This is a genomic window from Candidatus Sphingomonas colombiensis (assembly GCA_029202845.1).
In the GTDB taxonomy this organism is placed as follows: domain Bacteria; phylum Pseudomonadota; class Alphaproteobacteria; order Sphingomonadales; family Sphingomonadaceae; genus Sphingomonas; species Sphingomonas colombiensis.
This window is the reverse complement of the sequence record CP119315.1, coordinates 2,987,150-3,006,287: the sequence shown is the minus strand read 5'-3', so window position 1 is coordinate 3,006,287 and position 19,138 is coordinate 2,987,150. Positions and strand designations below refer to the sequence as shown.

Genomic DNA, 19,138 nt, shown 5'->3' with positions numbered 1-19,138 from the left:
GGCCATTTGTACGAATATTCCTGTTCGTATCTTCCGCTGTATCGGATAAAATGAACAACAACGGCTTGCTTAAAATCGGCAATCTTATCGCGAGTGCATCGCAATAGCCGTTGCTCAACGCCCCACGGACAGGCTAGGGGCGATTGGTGACCAGTTCCACATCCCCCTCTCACGCCCCTCGGGCGCCACGCCGGCGATGGCGAAGCTGGTGGCTGAAACAGCTCCACACCTGGCATTGGGTGAGCGCTGCGCTATCGCTGATCGGGATGCTGTTGTTCGCCATCACCGGCATCACACTGAACCACGCCGCAACGATCAGCGCCTCCCCGGTTGTCACCCAACGTTCTGGCGAACTTCCGTCCCCGTTGCGCGCGCAACTGGCCCGTCCTCATGCTGACGCGGCGGCCCTTCCTGCTGCCGTCGCAACGGCCGTGGAAAATGCGGTCGGCCTCGATCCGGCCGGCCGTGCGGGCGAATGGTCCGACGGAGAGGTCTATGTCGCCTTGCCGCGTCCGGGTGGAGACGCCTGGGTGAGCATCGATCGTGGAAATGGGAAGATCACCGCAGAAGTGACCAATCGCGGCTGGGTTTCCTATCTGAACGATCTCCACAAGGGGCGGAACGCGGGCGGCGCGTGGTTCTGGTTCATCGACATTTTCGCGATCGCCTGCATCCTGTTCACGCTCACCGGCCTGTTGCTGCTGCAACTCCACGCTCGGCATCGCCCCTCGACCTGGCCGTTGGTCGCGGCGGGGCTGGTGATTCCGGCGCTGATCGCCATTCTGCTGATCCATTGAGAGGATTTTCGATGCGTCCAACCCTGATGCTTACCCTCGGCGGGGTTATTGCCGCCCCCGCCAGCGCGGGCACGATCACCGTCACAGTGACACGCTTGTCGGTCGCGGAATATCATCGCCCATATGTCGCCGTGTGGCTGGAGCCTGCCGCTGGCGGCCCGGCGCGCACGCTTGCGGTATGGTATGACGTGAAGAAGGGCGGCAACGAGCCAGGCACGAAATGGTTGTCCGATCTGCGTGCCTGGTGGCGCAAGGGCGGCCGCAGCCTCGCGATGCCGGCGAACGGGGTCAGCGGAGCGACCCGCGCGCCCGGCCAGTACCAGATCCCGCTCCCCGCCGATCTCAAGCCCGGCGCTTATGTGCTGAACGTAGAGGCGGCGCGCGAAACGGGTGGGCGCGAAATCGTGACAGTGCCGCTGACGGTGCCCGGTGCGAAGGGCCGCGCCAGCGGCAGCCACGAGCTTGGCGCGATCGAGATCCGCTGACCGTTCAGCGATGATTTTTCTGGGAGGATGATATGAAGAGCCTGACCACCCGCCTGCTCGCCGCGGCCGCACTCCTATCGGTGCCGGCGGGGCTTTCCGCGCATCGCATGTGGCTCCTGCCGTCGGGCACCGTCTTTTCTGGCACTGATAGCTGGGTGACGGTGGACAGCGCCGTCTCGAACGATCTGTTCTACGCCGATCATCAGCCGGGGCGTCTGGAACAAATGAAGGTCTGGCAGCCCGACGGCGCCGCTGGCGAAATCCAGAACGGCTCGACCGGGCGTTATCGCTCGGTGTTCGACGTCAAGCTCGACAAGCCGGGCACATGGAAGATCGGCAGCGAAATGAGCGGCTTCTCCGGAACCTTCAAGGCGGACGGCGTGGAAAAGCGCATCGGCCGTCGCGGGCCGCCGCAGCCCGGCGCGCCCGCACCGCTGACGATCGCCGACATCCCGGCGAACGCCACCGAGGTGAAGGTCAGCGAAACGCTCAGCCGCAACGAGATTTTCGTGACGGCGGGCGAACCGACGACGACGGTGTTCAAGCCGACTGGCAAGGGCCTTGAGTTCGCGCCGATCACCCATCCCGACGAGCTGGTCGCCGGCGAGCCGGCGCGCTTCCGCTTCTTGATCGACGGCAAGCCGGCGCCGGGTTTGAAGGTAACGGTGATCCCGGGCGGCAAACGCTATCGTAACGCCGAGGGTGCGGTCGAAGTGACCACCGCGAACGACGGCATAGCGACAGTCAACTGGCCGACCGCCGGCATGTATTGGCTCAATGCCACCGCCACCGATGCCAAAGCGAGCAACCCCAAGGCGACCGAGCGCCGCATGAGCTACACCACCACCGTAGAGGTGATGACCCCCTGAGCGGCGGCCCGCGCATCGCCTTGCCGGCGGCGATCGATCCCGCCGTCCTTGCGGGGCACGATCACACCGCGCCTATCGTTACGCTGGAAGGCGAAACGATGGGCACGCGTTGGCGTGTCCTCGCAGCCAAGCCGCATGCCGCTGATCCCGCCGCCATCGAAAGCGCGATCATCACCCGGCTCGCGGGGTTGGTCGCGGAAATGAGCCATTGGGACGAAGGCTCCCTGCTCAGCCGTTTCAACCGGGGGTCTGCTGGTGAGTGGATCGCGCTCCCACCCGATTTCGCGACGGTAGTGGCACGCGCGCTCGCGCTCGCCGAGCTTACCGGCGGCGCATTCGATCCCGCGATTGGCCGATTGGTGGATCTGTGGGGCTTCGGCCCGCCCGGCCAGCAGCCTACACCGAACGAGGCGGCGATCACGGCTGCGCGAGCACAATCCGGCTGGCGGCGGCTGGCGTGGGATGCTCCGGCCCGGCGTCTGCGCCAACCCGGTGGCATCGCCCTCGATCTGTCGGGCATCGCCAAGGGCCATGCGGTCGACGCTGTGGCCGACCTGCTGGGGGCGCACGGGGTCCGGCACGCGCTGATCGAGGTCGGCGGGGAATTGGTCGGGCGGGGTATTCGCCCCGACGGGGAGCCATGGTGGGTCGATCTGGAAAATCCGCCCGATGCCTCGCTCGCCCCGCTGCGCATCGCGCTCCATGGGCTCGCAGTGGCGACATCCGGTCGCTATGTGCGCGGCGATCACAATATCGATCCGCATACCGGTCGCCCGCCCGCCAATGACGTGATCGCCGCGAGCGTTATCGCCACCGCAGCGATCGATGCGGATGCGTGGGCGAGCGCCTTGGCCGTGCTGGGCGGCGAAGCGGGGATCGCGCTGGCGGATCGCCATGGCATCGCGGCGCGCCTTGTCTGCGATAACGGAGCGCAAATCGAGGAACGCCTGAGTGCGACGCTACGCGCAATGCTCGTCGATTAGCGCCCCCCGGGCCAACCACTGGTCTTGTTTATCCAGCGACCTTCTTCGCGGCCCCGTCCCATCCGCCGCCGAGCGCGCGCATCAATCCCACCTCTGCCTGCGCACGGCGCGTTTCCAGTGACAGCGCCCGCTGCCGCAGCGTTAGCGCCGTGCTCTGCGCAGTGACGACGTCGAGATAGGTCGCCGCGCCCTTCACATAACGGTTGAGCGCGATGCGTTGCGCCTGCTCGGCGTCATCCGCGGCCTTGTCCTCATTGCCTTGCCCGGCGCCGAGCCGATCCAGCAGGACGAGCTGATCCTCCACGTCCTGAAACGCCTGCAGCACTAGCGCACGATAGCGCGCGGTCGCCTCGGCCCAATTCGCCTTGGCCTCGGCTAATTTGGCGTGCCGCCGCCCGCCCTCGAACAGATTGAGGATCGCGCCCGGGCCGATCGACCAGAACAGGTTCGGCGCGGAAATCAGCCCGGCGAGCGCGGTGCTCTGGAAGCCACCGGCTCCGCCCAGAATGATCGACGGGAAGAATGCCGCCTTCGCCACCCCGATCCGTGAGTTGGCGGCGGCGACCTCTCGCTCGGCGGCAGCCACATCGGGTCGTCGTTCGAGCAAGGTCGAAGGCAGCCCCGGCGGGATCGCCGCGATCCTGAACCGCGTGTCAGCGGCGGCGAGTGTGAAGTCTGAGGCCGGGGTGCCGGTGAGGCTCGCGATCGCGTGCTCGGTCAATGCGCGTGCCGAGCGAAGCTCCTCCACCTCGGCTCTCGCATCTTCCAGCAGCGATCCGGCCCGCGCGGTATCGACGCCCGAGGCAATGCCGCCATTGAAGCGACGCTCGACCAATGCGTCCGCCTGCTGGAAGCCGTCGACCGACTGAGCGAGCAACGCAAGCTGCCGATCCTGCCCTCGCAGCCGGACATAATCGAGCGCGAGTTGCGCCTGAAGGCTCAGCCGCACATCGGCCAGCGTGTCGCCACTCGCCTCCATCTCGGCCTTGCCCGCCGCAACCGAATTACGCACCCTGCCCCACAGATCGGGATCGAAAGAGATCGCGCCGCCGACCGTCTCTGCGCCATAAAGGTCCGGCTGGTTCGATCCGCGCAGCGGGCGATCGTCGGACTGACGGTTGCTCGTCAGGTTCGTGCTCAGCCCGATTTGCGGCATCAGCCCGGATTTCGCCTCGCGCAGATAGGCCCGCGCCTGATCGTAGCGCGCCAGCGCGATCGCCAGCGTGGGATTGCCGGTGGCGACGCGCTCCTCAAGTCGATCAAGCTCCGGATCGCCGAGCAGCGTCCACCACTGCGCCGGCAACGCGGCGGCTGGGGTCGCCGTTTTCCACGTCCCGTCTTCCTTGAAATGCGCGGGCGTGGATATCGTCGGCGGGTGATAGGCTGGCGCCAGCGAGCAACCGCCAACTGTGCACGCCACCGCCGCCAGCGCGATCGAACCGAACCGGCGCCTAGCCACGCGCACCGCCTCCGACACGCACCAATTCGCCCTCCGCCAGCGAATCCGGCGGGTTGTCGACGATCCGCTCGTCCGCGTGGAGGCCGGCGAGAATCTGCACCGTCTGCCCCTTATCCAGCCCGATCTGGACATGGCGCAGCCGAACCCGCTGGTTCGCATCGACCGTCGCCACCTCACTCCCGCCAGCACGGAACAACAGCACGCTGGACGGCACCTCGACGCCGCCGCTCTGCCCCGGAATATCGAGCGACACCTGCGCGAATCCGCCGGGTTTCAACAGGTCGCCCGGATTGTCTGCCTGAAGCTCGACCTGAAACGCTCCGGTCTGCGCGTCGACCGCACCGGAGGTACCGGTAACGTGTGCCGGGAAGCGGCGTCCGGGAAATGCCGGCACCGCAAGCGTCGCCGCCATGTCCGGATGAACCGCCGCCGAATCCGCCTGCGGTACGCTTACGTAAACGCGGATACGCCGCGTATCGGCGACCGCGAACATCGGTTGCTGGCTGCCACCGCTGCCGGGGCCGACAAGGTCTCCGATATCGGCGTTGCGCGCGGTGACGACGCCCGCGAACGGCGCGCGGACAACGGCGAATGATTTCATGGCTTCCAACCGGCCGACCGCCGCCTGCGCCTCGCGCACCGCTGCGATTTTCACCGCAAGGTCACCGTTTTTCTCATCCGCTTCCTGTTTCGAAACGGAAGCGGTGGTGAGCAGATCGTTCCAGCGCGCCGCCGTGCTGCGCGCGAGGCCGGCATGCGCCCTGGCGCTGGCCAGCGCAGCGCGCGCCTCGACGATCTGTTGATCCAGTTCCGGCGTGTCGATCGTGCCGAGCGGAGTGCCGGCGGCGACGGTTGCACCGATATCCTGCGACCATCCGCGCACATACCCGCTGACCTCGCGCGTAAAGCTTGGCCGCATTCCACGCCTGCATCGTGCCGGGCAAGTCGAGCGTATCCGTCGCCGCACCGCCCTTCGCCGCGATCAGGTGAACGGTGGGAATCGACTGCGCGTCGGAAACCTTGGTCGCGGCATCGACATCATGCGAACGCGTCAGCGCGCCCGCGCCCACCACTACTGCCGCGAGCAGGGCAGCGGCGATGGCCGCCGTCTTCAGCCCGCGCGGGGCGGCTGCACTCGCCTCTTCAGGCATGAACCGGGTCTCCAATGGGATCGTGTTGCGGAAGGGAAGGATCGATCGTGTCGGCCGGCCGCTTGCGGCCATGGGCCATCGCAAAGACGACGGGAACGAACACCAACGTGGCGATGGTCGCGCAGATCAGCCCGCCAACCACGGCACGGCCGAGCGGGGCATTCTGCTCGCCCCCCTCGCCCAGCCCCAGCGCCATCGGGGCCATGCCGATGATCATCGCCAGCGCGGTCATCAGCACCGGGCGGAAGCGTGTCGCTCCTGCTTCGATCGCGGCGCGAAACGCATCGCCGCACGCTTCCAGCCGCTCGCGGGCGAAACTCACCACCAGCACGCTGTTCGCGGTCGCCACGCCCATGCACATGATCGCCCCGGTCAGTGCCGGCACGGATAGCGGCGTGTGCGTCGCGAACAGCATCCACACGATCCCGGCGAGCGCCGCCGGCAGCGCGGAGATGATCACGAACGGATCGAGCCAGCTCTGGAAATTGACGACGATCAGCAGATAGATCAGCACGATCGCCCCGGCGAGACCGATCAGCAGCCCGGTGAAGGCGGTGTTCATCGTCTCCACCTGCCCGCGCAGCGCCACCGTCGCGCCCTTGGGCACCGCGCTATGCGTATCCTTCAGCACCTTCTGGATATCGCCCGCCACCGCGCCGAGATCGCGCCCCTGCGTCGTCGCATAGACGTCGAACACCGGCTGCACCGCATAATGCGACACCACCGCCGAACTCGCCTCGCGATGCAGCGTGCCGAGCGCGCCGAGCACCTGAAATGATCCGGGATTCGCGCCCGATACCGGCAGGTTATCGAGCTGCGACAGGCTTTCGGTGCGATATTGCGGCGCCTGCACCACGATCGGATAGGACACGCCGTTTTTGGGATTGAGCCAGAAGGTCGGCGCGATCTGGAAGCTGCCGGCAAGATCGACCGAAAGGTTGCGGGTCACGTCATTCTCGGTGATGCCCACACGATCAGCCTGTGCGCGATCGACGTTGAAACCGAGTTCGGGATAATTCTCCGCCTGTTGCACGCGCACATCGGCGATGCCGGGGATACGGCTCATCCGTGCGGCAAGCTGCCGGGCATAGGTCTCACCACCCTTCGTGTCCGGCCCCGCGACCTGCACGTCGATCGGTGCGGGCGCGCCGAAGTTCAGGATCTGGGTAACGATATCGGCTGGCAGGAAGGAGAAGGTCGATCCGGGGAAAGCGCTCGCCAACACCGGCCGCAGCTTGCGGACATAGCCAGCGGTCGGCGCATGCCCCTCTTTCAATGTGATCAGGATATCGCCGTCCTGCGGACCGACCCCGCCGGTGTTCGAATAGGCGCGGTTGATCCCGCTCACTGGCAGGCCGATATTATCGACGATCGCGCCGAGCTGATCGGGCGGCACGACCTGCCGGATGCGATCCTCGATATGGTCGAACAGCGCCGCAGTCTCCTCCAGGCGCGTGCCGACCGGCGCGCGGACGTGGAGATTGATCTGCCCCGAATCGACCGCCGGGAAGAAATTCCGCCCCAGCATCGGCACCAGCGCGAACGACAGCAGCACCACGGCAAGAAAGCCGATCACGAAGGGCTTGCGTCGCGCGAGCGCGAATTCCAGCACGGCTAGATACCAGGTCCGCACCCGCTCGAAACGCGCCTCGAACCCGTGCTGAAAGCGCCGTAGCGGATTGCGCGTATTCGGCCGTCCCGCCTTTGCGTCATGCGTCGCCATCACCTCGATCGTGTGCGGCGTGGCGTGATCGCGCAGCAGGTAATTGCCCATCGTCGGCACCAATGTTCGCGAGAGCACGAACGAGGCAATCATCGCGAACACCACCGCCATCGCCATCGGCGCGAACAGGAAGCCGGCGACCCCCGGCAGGAAGAACATCGGCAGGAAGGCGATGCAGATGCACAGCAGCGAGACGAACGCCGGTCCCACGATCTGCTGCGCCCCATCAAGGATCGACTGGCGCACCGGCTTGCCCTGTTCGAGATGCCAATTGATGTTCTCGATCGTTACCGTCGCATCATCGACAAGGATGCCGACCGCGAGCGCCAGCCCACCCAATGTCATGATGTTGAGCGTCTGCCCCGCTGCCGCCAGCCCAGCGATCGCCGCGAGGATAGCGAGCGGGATCGACGTCGCGATGATCACCGTCGAGCGCCACGAGCCGAGAAACAGCAGGATCATCAGGCTGGTCAGCGCGGCCGCGATCATCCCTTCACGCACCACGCCTGATACGGCAGCCTTCACGAACAGGGATTGATCCGCCAGCAGATTCACGTTGAGCGATGCCGGCAACGTCTCGCGCAGCTTGGGCAAAAGCGCCTTCACCTGATCGACGATCGCGATGGTCGAGGCGGAGCCGCTTTTCAGCACCGTCATCAGCACCGCGCGGCCGCCGTCGACGCGCACCACATTGCGTTGCGGCGGCGATCCGTCGCGAACATGCGCGACATCACCGATCGTCACCGTTGCGCCATCGACCGTCTTGATCGGCAGGCGGTTGAGATCGTCGATCACCGACGGGCTGTTATTGAGCTTCAGATTGTATTCGTACTGGCCGATCTTGGCGGTGCCGGCGGGGACGATCTGGTTCTGCGCCGCCAGCGCCGCCGCCACGTCAGTCGCGGACAGGCGGTGTGCCGCCAGCGCCGCGGGATCGATATCGATCTGGATCTGCCGCTCCTTGCCGCCATAAGGCGACGGGATCGCGGAGCCCTGCACCGAAGCGAGCGAGGGGCGGATGAAGTTCTGCCCGAGGTCATAAATCTTCTGCTCGGACAGCCCCTTCCCCGACAGCGCGAGTTGCAGGATCGGCACGGTCGAGGCGTTGTAATTCAACACCATCGGCGGCGTGATGCCCGGCGGCATCTGCTTCAGCACGGTCTGCGACGCGGCCGTCACCTGCGCCGTCGCGGTGCGGATATCGACGCCGGGGCGGAAGAAGATCTTCACCACGCCGATCCCGGCGAGCGACTGGCTTTCGATGTGATCGATATCGTTGACGGTCGAGGAAAGCGAGCGTTCGTAATAATATACGACCCGCCCGGCCATGTCCTCCGGCGGCAGCCCGCGATAGGTCCACACCGCCGCGATCACCGGAATTTTGATGTCCGGGAAGATATCGGTCGGCGTGCGCAGCGCCGCCGCCCCGCCGAACAACAGGATCATGATGGCGAGCACGACGAACGTATATGGCTTGCTGAGCGCGATCTTGACGAGCTGGAGCATGTGCTTCCCGATGACCGGTCACGATTGTCGACGGCGCCCCGGACGAGGGGGGTGTCCGGGGACGCCGGCGACGAAGCGGCCTAATCTGCTCACGCGCGGGGATTGGCGAGTGAAATGAATTTCACCTCGCGGAAGGTGACGTCTCCATCGCACGGATGCGCGCGATCAGGCCCGGCTGCGCGTCGAGCAGATCGAGCCGCAGCCCGTGGAGGCCGAGGATTGCGGAAACGACGCTCAGCCCCAGCCCCGATCCGGGTGCGCTCGCGCTGTTGCTGCCGCGATGAAAGCGCCGCAGCACCGCTTCGCGCTCGTCGGCGGGGATGCCGGGCCCGTCGTCGCGCACATCGAGATGCCAGGCGGCGCCTTCGGTAGTGGACACGATGACACGCCCGCCCGCGCGGCCGAACTTGATCGCATTGTCGATAAGGTTGCTGATCGCCTCGAACAGCAATTTCTCATCGCCATGGATGGGCAACGGCGCGCAGGCGATGGTCAGCGTGATGCCGCTATCCTCTGCCAGCGGTTCGTAAAGCTCCCCCACTCGCGATGCGATCGTACCGAGATCGATCGGCGCGAAACCCGCGCGACGATGCCCCGCCTCCAGTTCGGAAATGCGCAGCAGCGCGGCAAAACGCTCCAGCACCGTATCGAGATCGTCCACCGCGTCGCCCAGCCGTTCGCGCCGATCCGGCGGCAGGGCGTCATCGAGCGCGATGCGATGCAGCCCGGCCCGCACGCGGGTCAGCGGCGTGCGCAGATCGTGGGCGATCGCATCGGTCACCCCCTTCACCTGCGCGATCGTCCGCGCGACATCCTCCACCATCGCGTTCACCGTATCGGCGAACAGATCGAGTTCGTCGTGCCGCCCCGCGATCGGCATCCGCGTCGCCAGATCGCCCGCCGCGATCGCCCGGCTCGCTGCCTGAAGATCGCGCACCCGCCGCAGCGGCGCGATGCTGAGGCCAATTGCGGTGAGGCCGACCCCCAGCACGATCGCGAGCCCGCTCCACACCAGTATCTCCAGCATCCTCAGCCGCAGGTCGCGGATCTGGCTGATGTCGCGGCCTACCAGCAGCGTCTCGCCACTGACGGTGCGCCGGGCGAGCAGCCTGATGTCACCGATCCCGCCGTCCGCATCCTCCACATCGACCGGGCGGTCATAGTCGAGCGACGGCGGGGCGGAGAGCGTGCCGGCGATCCGCTCGCCATCGCCACTGATCAGCCCGAAATAATTGAGCCCCGGCTCGTCGCGCGCACTTTCCAGCCGGACGCGTTCCGGTAGCGCCTGCGCCGGGGTCGCCAGCACCCGGCCCGCGATGTCGGCGAGGATGCGATCGCTGCGACTGGTCAGTTCCTTCGCGGTCAACAGATAGATCGTGCCGAGCAACAACACGATGCCCACCGCAAAGGTCGCGCCCAGCATCGCCGTCAGCCGGAACGCGCTGGTGCGGCGGATATCCGCGAAGCGCAGCCGGTCAGCCAGCATCGAGCCGATAGCCCTCGCCCTTCACCGTCGCGATCGCGGACGGCGCGCCCGCCGAATCGAGCTTCTTGCGCAGCCGCGCGATATGCACGTTGATGAGGTTCGCGCCGGGATCGAAATAATAACCCCACACCTGTTCGAAGATGATGCGGCGGCTCACCGTCTCCCCGCGATTGCGCATCAGAAATTCGAGCAGCCGGAATTCCATATGCAGCAATCGCACCGGCACACCGGCGACGCTCACGGTTCGGCGCGCGAGGTTTAGCTCGATATCACCGGCGCGCAGCACCATGACGTCAGCACGCTCACGATGGCGGCGGATCAGCACCTCCACGCGCATCGCCATCTCGTTGGGGGCAAAGGGTTTGACGAGATAGTCGTCGCCGCCCGCGCGCAGGCCGGCGATCCGTTCATCGACATCGCTCAGCGCGCTGATCATCAGCACCGGCACCGCGACGCGGCGTTCGCGCAGGATGCCGACGACCTCCAGCCCCTCCATGCCGGGGAGCATGCGATCGAGCGTGATCGCATCGAAGCTTTCGCGGGTGGCGCGCTCCAGCCCGATCGCGCCGTTATCGACGGTAACGACGTCGTGCCCGTGCGCCGCCAGCTCCGCCGCGATTTCCCGCGCGGTGCTGTCGTCGTCCTCGATCACCAGAATGCGGGCCATCGCGTAACGATAACCCGCGAGCCGCCGGTTAGACCAGTCGGCTCTGTTTCAGGGCGGCCTCGATGAAGCTCGCAAACAGCGGGTGCGGATCGAACGGCTTGGATTTCAGCTCCGGGTGGAACTGGACGCCGACGAACCACGGATGATCCGGCCGCTCGACGATTTCCGGCAGCGTGCCATCCGGCGACATGCCGGAGAAGACCAGCCCACCCTGCTCCATCACCTCGCGATAGGCGGTGTTGACCTCATAGCGATGGCGATGCCGCTCATGGATCGTCGTGGCGCCATAGATGGAGGCGATGCGGCTGTTGCCGCTCAGCGATGCCTCATAAGCGCCCAGTCGCATCGTGCCGCCGAGATCGCCGGTCGATTCGCGCTTCTCCAGCCCGTCGCGGCCCATCCATTCGGTGATGAGACCGACCACCGGCTCGTCCGTCGGCCCGAATTCGGTCGAAGAGGCATTGGGGATGCCGCCGAGATCGCGGACGCCCTCGACGCAGGCCATCTGCATGCCGAAACAGATACCGAAATAGGGAATTTCACGCTCACGGGCGAAGCGCACGCTTGCGATCTTGCCCTCCGCGCCGCGCTCTCCGAACGCGCCGGGGACGAGGATGGCGTTGCACGGTTCAAGGTGCGCGGCGATTTCCGCGTCGTCGCCCTCGAACAGCTCCGCATCGATCCAGCGGATATTGACCTTCACCCGATTCGCGATCCCGCCATGGACCAGCGCTTCGTTGAGCGATTTGTACGCGTCCTGAAGGCCGACATATTTGCCGACCACGCCGATCGTCACCTCGCCCTCCGGATTGGTCAGGCGATCGACAATCTCGGACCAGCGCGACAGATCGGGCGGCGAGGATGGCGTGATGCCGAAAGCGCGCAGCACTTCCGAATCGAGCCCCTCGGCATGATATTGCAGTGGCACCGCATAGATGCTCTTCGCATCCAGCGCCGGGATGACGGCGGATTCGGGAACGTTGCAGAACAGCGCGATTTTGGCGCGCTCGCCCGCCGGCAGCGGCTGTTCACAACGGCAGACCAGCACATCGGGCTGTACGCCCAGCGCCGCCAGTTCGCGCACCGAATGCTGCGTCGGCTTGGTCTTCAGCTCGCCCGCCGCCGCGATATACGGCACCAGCGTAACGTGGATCGAGATCGCATTGCCGCGACCAACCTCGTTCTTGAGCTGGCGAATCGATTCGATGAACGGCAGCGACTCGATGTCGCCCACCGTGCCGCCGATTTCGCACAGCACGAAATCGAGATCGTCCGTCTCCGCCTTGGCGAAATCCTTGATCGCATCGGTAACGTGGGGAATCACCTGCACCGTCGCGCCGAGATAGTCGCCACGCCGTTCGCGCTGGATGATCTGTTGATAGATTCGGCCAGAGGTAATGTTGTCGCTCTGACGCGCCGCTACCCCGGTGAACCGTTCATAATGGCCGAGATCGAGGTCGGTTTCCGCCCCGTCGTCAGTCACATAAACCTCGCCGTGCTGGTAGGGGCTCATCGTCCCCGGATCGACGTTGAGATACGGATCGAACTTGCGGATGCGCACGCGATATCCGCGTGCTTGCAACAACGCTGCGAGCGATGCTGCCATGAGACCCTTGCCGAGCGAGGAGACCACGCCGCCGGTGATGAAAATGAACCGCGCCATGGGAGGTAACGCCTAGCCTTGAACCAGTGAAAAGGACAAGCGCCTGCGATCACGCAAGCGCGAAGAAATCAGCACGAACCGAAAAAATCAGCGCGCGAGCGGCACGCCGTTATCAGCCGCCGGGGGAGCCTGCTCCTGCGGCGCCGCTGCCGCCGGGGCGCCGCTTGCCGGCTGTGGCGCCTGTTGCGTCACCGGCGCGCGTTGCAGCGACGTGTCGACCGAAGTGGAACGATGCGTCGCCGAGACCACCGCCAGGATGATCGAAAGCGCCACGAACAAGGTGGCGAGCACCGCGGTCGCGCGGGTCAGAAAATCCGCTGCCCCCCGCGCCGACATCAGGCCAGCCGGGCTGCCGCCCGTGGTGAGCCCGCCGCCCTCCGATCGCTGCATCAGGATCACCGTCACCAGCGCGGCGGCGATAATGGCATGAACGACGAGGAGAAAGCTGAACATCTGGATTCCGGAAAAACGGCCCTCGGGCTGACCGCCGGGCACATAGGCGAGCGCACCGCCAACATCAACCGTCGGCAATTCGATACACCCCTGAAACCAGTGACGCACTCCGGCGTTTAAGCGGAATGGAAATGTCCACCCTGCCCCCTGTGTATCGGATTGTCCCAGTGCCGAGTTTTTCCAAGCGTGCGTTGAGTTCGTGGATGAGCACTCTGGTGGATTATGTGCGGTCCGGGGAGCCGGATCTCACCAATCGCCAGATGGCGCTGCTCCTCGTGGTTTATATCAACCCGGGCCCTCATACAGTGCGGGGACTCGCGCAAAATCTGAATGTCTCGAAACCGGTTGTCACGCGCGCCTTGAATAGATTGGGCGCGCTCGGCTATCTGCGCCGTCAGCGCGACGACAGCGACAAGCGCAATATCTTTGTCGCGCAGACATCCGAAGGGGCAAATTTTCTTGAGGAGTTCGGCCAACTCATCGGCGACGCAAGGCGATCGCCCGTCCGAACCACGGGGCGCGCCCAGGACGTTCGCATTGACGGGTCGCTCACGCCCGCTCGACCCGCGGACTAACGCGGTACGGCCAGACATCGCCGATGTCCGGCTCGCCGCTTACGTCTTTGCGCCGCATTACGCCGCCGCCGTGGCACGAACCGTTTCGACGGAAGCTACCTTGCGCGCAGGCCGCTCGGCTGATTCCGAAGCACTTGCGACGCTGGCCGCCGGGGAGCCGTTCGAGCTGCTCGACGTGACCGGCGGCGACGGCTGGGGAATCGCGACGCGGCACGGGCTCGTCGGCTATCTCGACGCCGCAATCCTGGGGCAGCCGGAATGACCGCCTCGGTTTTCATCGACGGCGCGGTCGGCACCACGGGCCTTGAGATCCGCGAGCGGCTCGAAGGACGCGACGGACTTTCGCTGGTCATACTCGATGAGGCCCGGCGCAAGGATCGCGAGGCTCGGCGCGAGGCGCTGAACGATGCCGATTTCGTCATCCTCTGCCTGCCCGACGACGCTGCGCGCGAAGCGGTCGCGCTGATCGATAACCCGCGCACACGCGTTATCGACGCATCGAGCGCGCATCGGGTGGCAGATGGGTGGACCTATGGCTTCCCCGAACTCGGCTTCGACGTGGCGAATGCGCGGCTGGTCTCCAATCCGGGCTGTTGGCCGAGCGGCTTTCTCGCGCTCGTCGCGCCGCTGGTGCGCGCCGGGCTGATCCCCGCCGATTGGCCGCTGATCTATTCCGGCGCTTCGGGCTATTCCGGGGGTGGAAAGGCGATGATCGCGGAGTTCGAAAGCGGGGCCGCCGCCACCGCTTATCGCGCTTACGGGCTCAGCCTCGCGCACAAGCATCTGCCGGAAATGCGCGACCATGCCGGGCTTGCCGCCGCGCCGGTGTTCCTACCCGCCGTCGCCGCTGTCCATCGCGGGATGCTTGGCGAAGTGGCGCTGCCGCTCGCCGCGATCCCCGGTTCGCCGTCGCTCGATGCAATCCGTGACACGCTCACGGCCGCTTATGCGCATGGCGGCGTGATCCGCGTGGCGCCGCAATCGGATGAATCGATGATCCGCATCGAGGAAGATGCCGGCACCGACCGCATGACGCTCCACGTTTTCGGCAATGCCGCGAACGGCCATGCACGCCTGATCGCCACGTACGACAATCTCGGCAAGGGCGCCTCGGGCGCCGCGGTGCAGAGCTTGAACCTGATGGCCGGACTGGACCCGCTCGCCGGCCTGACCCTCTGATCCTTCGGGAGAGATGATGCAGCGCAACCCCGTTTCCAAGCTCCTGCTGTTCGGAGCCACCGGCGATCTGGCACAGCGCATGCTGTTGCCCTCGCTGTATGGCTTGCATGCCGATGGCCTGTTGCCGCCCGGGCTCACGATCACTGGCTCCGCGCGTTCAGAGCTGGCCGACAAGGACTTTCGCAAATTCGCCAAGGAGGCGCTCGACAAGTTCCTTCCCGCCGATCGCAAGGACGAGAAGGCCGTTGATGGCTTCCTCGATCGGCTGTTCTATCAGCCGGCGGACCTTGCCGATGCCAAGACGTTCCAACCGCTCGCCGACAAGGTGGGCGATGTATCGGGCGGCCTCGCGATCTTCCTGTCGACCGCGCCGTCGCTGTTCGAGCCGGCGGTAAGGGGCCTCAAGTCGGTTGGCCTTGCGGGCGATACGGTGCGCATCGGGCTGGAAAAGCCGCTTGGCTATGATCTCGTCTCAAGCCGCGAGATCAACGACACGGTGGCGCAGGTTTTCCCTGAGGACCGTATCTTCCGTATCGATCACTATCTCGGCAAGGAGACGGTGCAGAACATCCTCGCGCTGCGTTTCGGCAATTCGTTCTTCGAGCCGGTGTGGAATGCGCGCGGGATCGACAATGTGCAGATCACCGTGTCCGAAACGGTCGGGCTGGAGGCGCGCGCCAGCTATTACGATGGCGCCGGCGCGCTGCGCGACATGGTGGCGAACCATATGTTGCAGCTCGTCGCGCTGATCGCGATGGAGCCGCCCGCCCGGTTCGACACCGGCGCGATCCGCGACGAAAAGGCCAAGGTATTCCGCTCACTCCGCCAGATGAAGCCGGAGGAGGTGCCGCACAACACGGTCATCGGCCAATATACCGGCGGCGCCGTGAACGGAGAAATCGTAAAGGGTTACGACGAAGAGCTGGGACGAGATTCGAACACCGAAACGTTCGTCGCGGTGAAGGCGCATGTCGATAACTGGCGCTGGCAGGGCGTGCCCTTCTATCTGCGCACCGGCAAGCGGATGCCCGCTCGGCGCTCCGAAATCGCGATCCAGTTCAAGCCTGTGCCGCATTCGATGTTCGCCGGGCGCGGCGGGTTGCTCCAGCCGAATATGCTGATCATCCGCTTGCAGCCGGAGGAATATATCCAGCTGCTCGTCATGGCGAAGGAGCCGGGGCTCGATCGCGACGGCATCCGCCTGCGCGAAGTGCCACTGAACCTCAGCCTCGATGCGGAGTTCGCGGGCAAGCGCCGGCGCATCGCCTATGAACGGCTGCTGCTCGATCTGATCGAGGGCGATCAGACCCTGTTCGTCCGCCGCGACGAAGTGGAGGCGCAATGGACGTGGATCGATGCGATCCGCGCCGGCTGGGCCGCGAACGATATGAAGCCTAAACACTATCCGGCCGGCACCTGGGGCCCCTCCGCCGCGATCGCGCTGACCGAGCGCGACGGCGTGACCTGGCAGGACGACTAATTAATTCGCGGCATATGCCGCTACGGGAAGAGACATGAGCGACGAAATCGAATGGTGGGAATATGACGACGCGGCCGAGTTCGCTGCGGCGGTCGCGGGCGATATCGGCTTCATCATCGAAAGCGCGATCGACGCGCGCGGCGCGGCGGTGATCGCGCTTGCCGGCGGCAAGACGCCGGTGCCGATCTACGAAAAGCTCGCCGCGACCAAGCTCGACTGGAAGCGCGTGACGATCCTGCCGACCGATGAGCGCGTGGTGCCGCTGGGCGATCCGCTGTCGAACGTCACGATGCTGGGCAAGACCTTCATTCCCAAGGGTGCGCGGGTGATCCCGATCGTTCCCAAGGCGATGGACGATTACAAGGCCGCCGGCCGCTCGGCCGATGCGCTGTTGCAGGATCTGCACTGGCCGCTCGATCTGTGTCTGCTCGGCGTCGGCGGGGACGGACACACCGCCTCGATCTTTCCCGGCCCCGATTATGATGAGGCGCTGAACGGCCCGCGCGAGCGCCGCGCGTTGGGCGTGATGCCCGATCCGCTTCCGCCCGAGGCGCCGGTGGCCCGCGTCACCATCTCCCGTCAGGGCATCGTCACCGCGCGTGCGTTGATGATCGCGGTAACCGGGGCGGCGAAGAAGAAGGTGATCGAGAATGCGATCGCTGAAGGCGCCGGATCGCCCTATCCGATCGGGCGCGTTCTGGCGGATGCGGAATTGCCGGTGGATATCCACTGGGCGCCATAAGCTCCCGGCGCGCACCTCTCTCCATCGGTTCGGGTCGAGCCATCGCAAGCTGATCAGGGCGTTATGCTCTTGGACAAGCTCGCCCCGAACAGGGTAGGAAAATATCATGAATCCGGTCGTCAGCGCGGTCACCGATCGCATCATCCAGCGCAGTCGTGATAGCCGCGCGCGCTATCTCTCGCTGCTGGAGCGCGGGCGCGAAGCATGGATCGGACGTCCCTCGCTCGGCTGCGCCAATCTCGCCCATGCCTATGCCGGCACGCCGGAGGATCGCGAGGCGATGAAGGCCGATGCCGGCATGAATATCGGCATCGTCACCGCCTATAACGACATGCTGTCCGCCCATGCGGTCTATTATCGCTATCCCGAGCTGATGAAGCTGTGGGCGCGCGAGGTTGGCGCCACGGCGCAGGTCGCGGGCGGCGTGCCCGCGATGTGCGACGGCGTGACGCAGGGCTATCCCGGCATGGAGCTGTCGCTGTTCAGCCGCGACACGATTGCATTGGCCACGGCGGTGGCGCTTTCCCACGGCACGTTCGAGGGCGCGCTGCTGCTCGGCATCTGCGACAAGATCGTGCCGGGCCTGTTGATGGGCGCCCTGCGCTTCGGCCATTTGCCGATACTGCTCGTCCCCGGTGGGCCAATGCCCTCCGGCTTGCCGAACAAGGCCAAGGCGGCGGTGCGCGAACGCTATGCGACCGGCGAATGCGGGCGCGAGGAACTGCTGGAGGCGGAGATCGCGGCCTATCACGGGCCCGGCACCTGCACCTTCTTTGGCACGGCCAACACCAATCAGATGATGATGGAGGTAATGGGGCTGCACATCCCGGGCGCTGCCTTCGTCAACCCCAACACCAAGCTGCGGCAGGAACTCACCCGCGCCGCGGTCCACCGCGTCGCCGGGCTTGGCTGGCGCGGCGCGAATTATCGTCCGCTGGGTGCCTGCGTCGATGAGCGCGCGATCGTCAATGCGGCGGTAGGCCTGCTCGCGACGGGGGGATCGACCAACCATCTGCTTCACGTTCCCGCCATCGCGCGCGCGGCGGGTATCGTGATCGATTGGGAGGATTTCGACCGGCTTTCCGGCGCGGTGCCGCTGATCGCACGAGTCTATCCCAATGGCGCGGCGGACGTGAACGCATTCGAGGAAGCGGGTGGGATGCCGTTCGTGATCCGCGAACTGATCGCCAGCGGTCATCTCCACGGCGATATCGTGACCGCCGGCGGCGACACGCTGGCGGAAGCCGCGCGCAAGCCCGCGCTGGATGATGACAAGCTCATCTGGCGCGATCCGGGCGCGAGTGGCGACGATACGATCCTGCGCCCCGCCGATGCCCCATTCTCACCGGATGGCGGGATGCGCATCCTGCAGGGCAATATCGGCCGGGCCTGCATCAAGGTTTCAGCCGTCGAGCGTGATCGCTGGATCATCGAGGCGCCCGCGCGCGTGTTCGACGATCAGCTTGAGGTGCTAAGTGCGTTCCAGCGCGGCGAGCTGGAACGCGATGTGGTGGTGGTTGTCCGCTATCAGGGTCCACGCGCCAATGGGATGCCGGAGCTGCACAAACTCACCCCGCCGCTCGGTGTGTTGCAAAACAAGGGTTTCCGGGTCGCTCTTGTCACCGACGGTCGCATGTCTGGTGCGAGCGGCAAGGTGCCGTGCGCGATCCATTCCTCGCCGGAGGCATTGGGCGGCGGCGCGATCGGGCTGATACGCGACGGTGATCTGATCCGGCTCGACGCGGTGGCGGGCACGCTCGATGCATTGGTCGATCCCGTCGAATGGGCCTCGCGCGAACAGGCGCCGGCGCCCGCTCCAGCCGACGGCTTCGGGCGGGAATTGTTCGGTATGTTCAGAGGCCTGGCCGACGAAGCTGAAAAAGGCGCGAGCGCGATACTCGCGGGTGCGGGGCTTTAGGT

Annotated in this window: 17 protein-coding genes; 10 read left to right on the top strand and 7 right to left on the bottom strand. The window is 65.7% G+C overall.

The window, feature by feature from the left end:
* Positions 1–146: 146 nt before the first annotated feature.
* From P0Y64_14540 to P0Y64_14525, 4 genes are all read left to right on the top strand, one after another.
* Positions 147–797, top strand: coding sequence for a PepSY-associated TM helix domain-containing protein (locus P0Y64_14540; protein ID WEK42591.1), 651 nt, complete (start codon positions 147–149; stop codon positions 795–797).
* 11 nt (positions 798–808) lie between these two features.
* On the top strand, positions 809–1,282 hold the full coding sequence (locus P0Y64_14535) for a DUF2271 domain-containing protein (GenBank protein ID WEK42590.1): 474 nt from the start codon (positions 809–811) through the stop codon (positions 1,280–1,282).
* Between the two features lie 32 nt (positions 1,283–1,314).
* Positions 1,315–2,151 (top strand): DUF4198 domain-containing protein, encoded by an 837-nt coding sequence (locus P0Y64_14530; protein ID WEK42589.1) that lies wholly within the window; start codon positions 1,315–1,317, stop codon positions 2,149–2,151.
* A 98-nt stretch (positions 2,152–2,249) separates the two neighbouring features.
* A complete protein-coding gene (locus P0Y64_14525; GenBank protein WEK42588.1) occupies positions 2,250–3,134 on the top strand; it encodes an FAD:protein FMN transferase in 885 nt (294 codons plus the stop codon).
* Between the two features lie 28 nt (positions 3,135–3,162).
* Here P0Y64_14525 and P0Y64_14520 read toward each other — a convergent pair whose 3' ends face one another.
* From P0Y64_14520 to secG, 7 genes are all read right to left on the bottom strand, one after another.
* On the bottom strand, positions 3,163–4,593 hold the full coding sequence (locus P0Y64_14520) for an efflux transporter outer membrane subunit (protein ID WEK42587.1): 1,431 nt from the start codon (positions 4,591–4,593) through the stop codon (positions 3,163–3,165).
* A complete protein-coding gene (locus P0Y64_14515) occupies positions 4,586–5,512 on the bottom strand; it encodes an efflux RND transporter periplasmic adaptor subunit (protein ID WEK42586.1) in 927 nt (308 codons plus the stop codon). The genes P0Y64_14520 and P0Y64_14515 overlap by 8 nt, the downstream gene beginning before the upstream one ends.
* 224 nt (positions 5,513–5,736) lie before the next feature.
* On the bottom strand, positions 5,737–8,973 hold the full coding sequence (locus P0Y64_14510; protein WEK42585.1) for an efflux RND transporter permease subunit: 3,237 nt from the start codon (positions 8,971–8,973) through the stop codon (positions 5,737–5,739).
* 121 nt (positions 8,974–9,094) lie between these two features.
* Positions 9,095–10,459 (bottom strand): HAMP domain-containing sensor histidine kinase, encoded by a 1,365-nt coding sequence (locus P0Y64_14505; GenBank protein ID WEK42584.1) that lies wholly within the window; start codon positions 10,457–10,459, stop codon positions 9,095–9,097.
* Positions 10,449–11,126 (bottom strand): response regulator transcription factor, encoded by a 678-nt coding sequence (locus P0Y64_14500; GenBank protein ID WEK42583.1) that lies wholly within the window; start codon positions 11,124–11,126, stop codon positions 10,449–10,451. Before P0Y64_14500 ends, P0Y64_14505 begins: the two co-directional genes overlap by 11 nt.
* Positions 11,127–11,154: 28 nt before the next feature.
* Positions 11,155–12,789, bottom strand: coding sequence for a CTP synthase (locus P0Y64_14495; protein ID WEK42582.1), 1,635 nt, complete (start codon positions 12,787–12,789; stop codon positions 11,155–11,157).
* 87 nt (positions 12,790–12,876) lie between these two features.
* Positions 12,877–13,242 carry a preprotein translocase subunit SecG gene (gene secG, locus P0Y64_14490; protein ID WEK45061.1) on the bottom strand — a complete coding sequence of 122 codons (366 nt, stop codon included), beginning with the start codon at positions 13,240–13,242 and terminating at the stop codon, positions 12,877–12,879.
* Positions 13,243–13,445: 203 nt separating this feature from the next.
* Here secG and P0Y64_14485 point away from each other — a divergent pair, with 203 nt between their 5' ends.
* The 6 genes from P0Y64_14485 to edd all read left to right on the top strand — a co-directional run bounded on the left by P0Y64_14485 (position 13,446) and on the right by edd (position 19,136).
* Positions 13,446–13,817, top strand: coding sequence for a MarR family transcriptional regulator (locus P0Y64_14485; protein ID WEK42581.1), 372 nt, complete (start codon positions 13,446–13,448; stop codon positions 13,815–13,817).
* Between the two features lie 100 nt (positions 13,818–13,917).
* Positions 13,918–14,079 (top strand): SH3 domain-containing protein, encoded by a 162-nt coding sequence (locus P0Y64_14480; protein WEK42580.1) that lies wholly within the window; start codon positions 13,918–13,920, stop codon positions 14,077–14,079.
* On the top strand, positions 14,076–14,996 hold the full coding sequence (gene argC / locus P0Y64_14475; protein WEK42579.1) for an N-acetyl-gamma-glutamyl-phosphate reductase: 921 nt from the start codon (positions 14,076–14,078) through the stop codon (positions 14,994–14,996). Before P0Y64_14480 ends, argC begins: the two co-directional genes overlap by 4 nt.
* A 13-nt stretch (positions 14,997–15,009) precedes the next feature.
* Positions 15,010–16,476, top strand: a complete 1,467-nt coding sequence (gene zwf / locus P0Y64_14470; GenBank protein ID WEK42578.1) for a glucose-6-phosphate dehydrogenase — start codon at positions 15,010–15,012, stop codon at positions 16,474–16,476.
* Between the two features lie 34 nt (positions 16,477–16,510).
* Positions 16,511–17,218 carry a 6-phosphogluconolactonase gene (pgl, locus tag P0Y64_14465; GenBank protein WEK42577.1) on the top strand — a complete coding sequence of 236 codons (708 nt, stop codon included), beginning with the start codon at positions 16,511–16,513 and terminating at the stop codon, positions 17,216–17,218.
* Between the two features lie 106 nt (positions 17,219–17,324).
* On the top strand, positions 17,325–19,136 hold the full coding sequence (gene edd, locus P0Y64_14460; protein ID WEK42576.1) for a phosphogluconate dehydratase: 1,812 nt from the start codon (positions 17,325–17,327) through the stop codon (positions 19,134–19,136).
* The last annotated feature ends 2 nt before the right edge of the window (positions 19,137–19,138 follow it).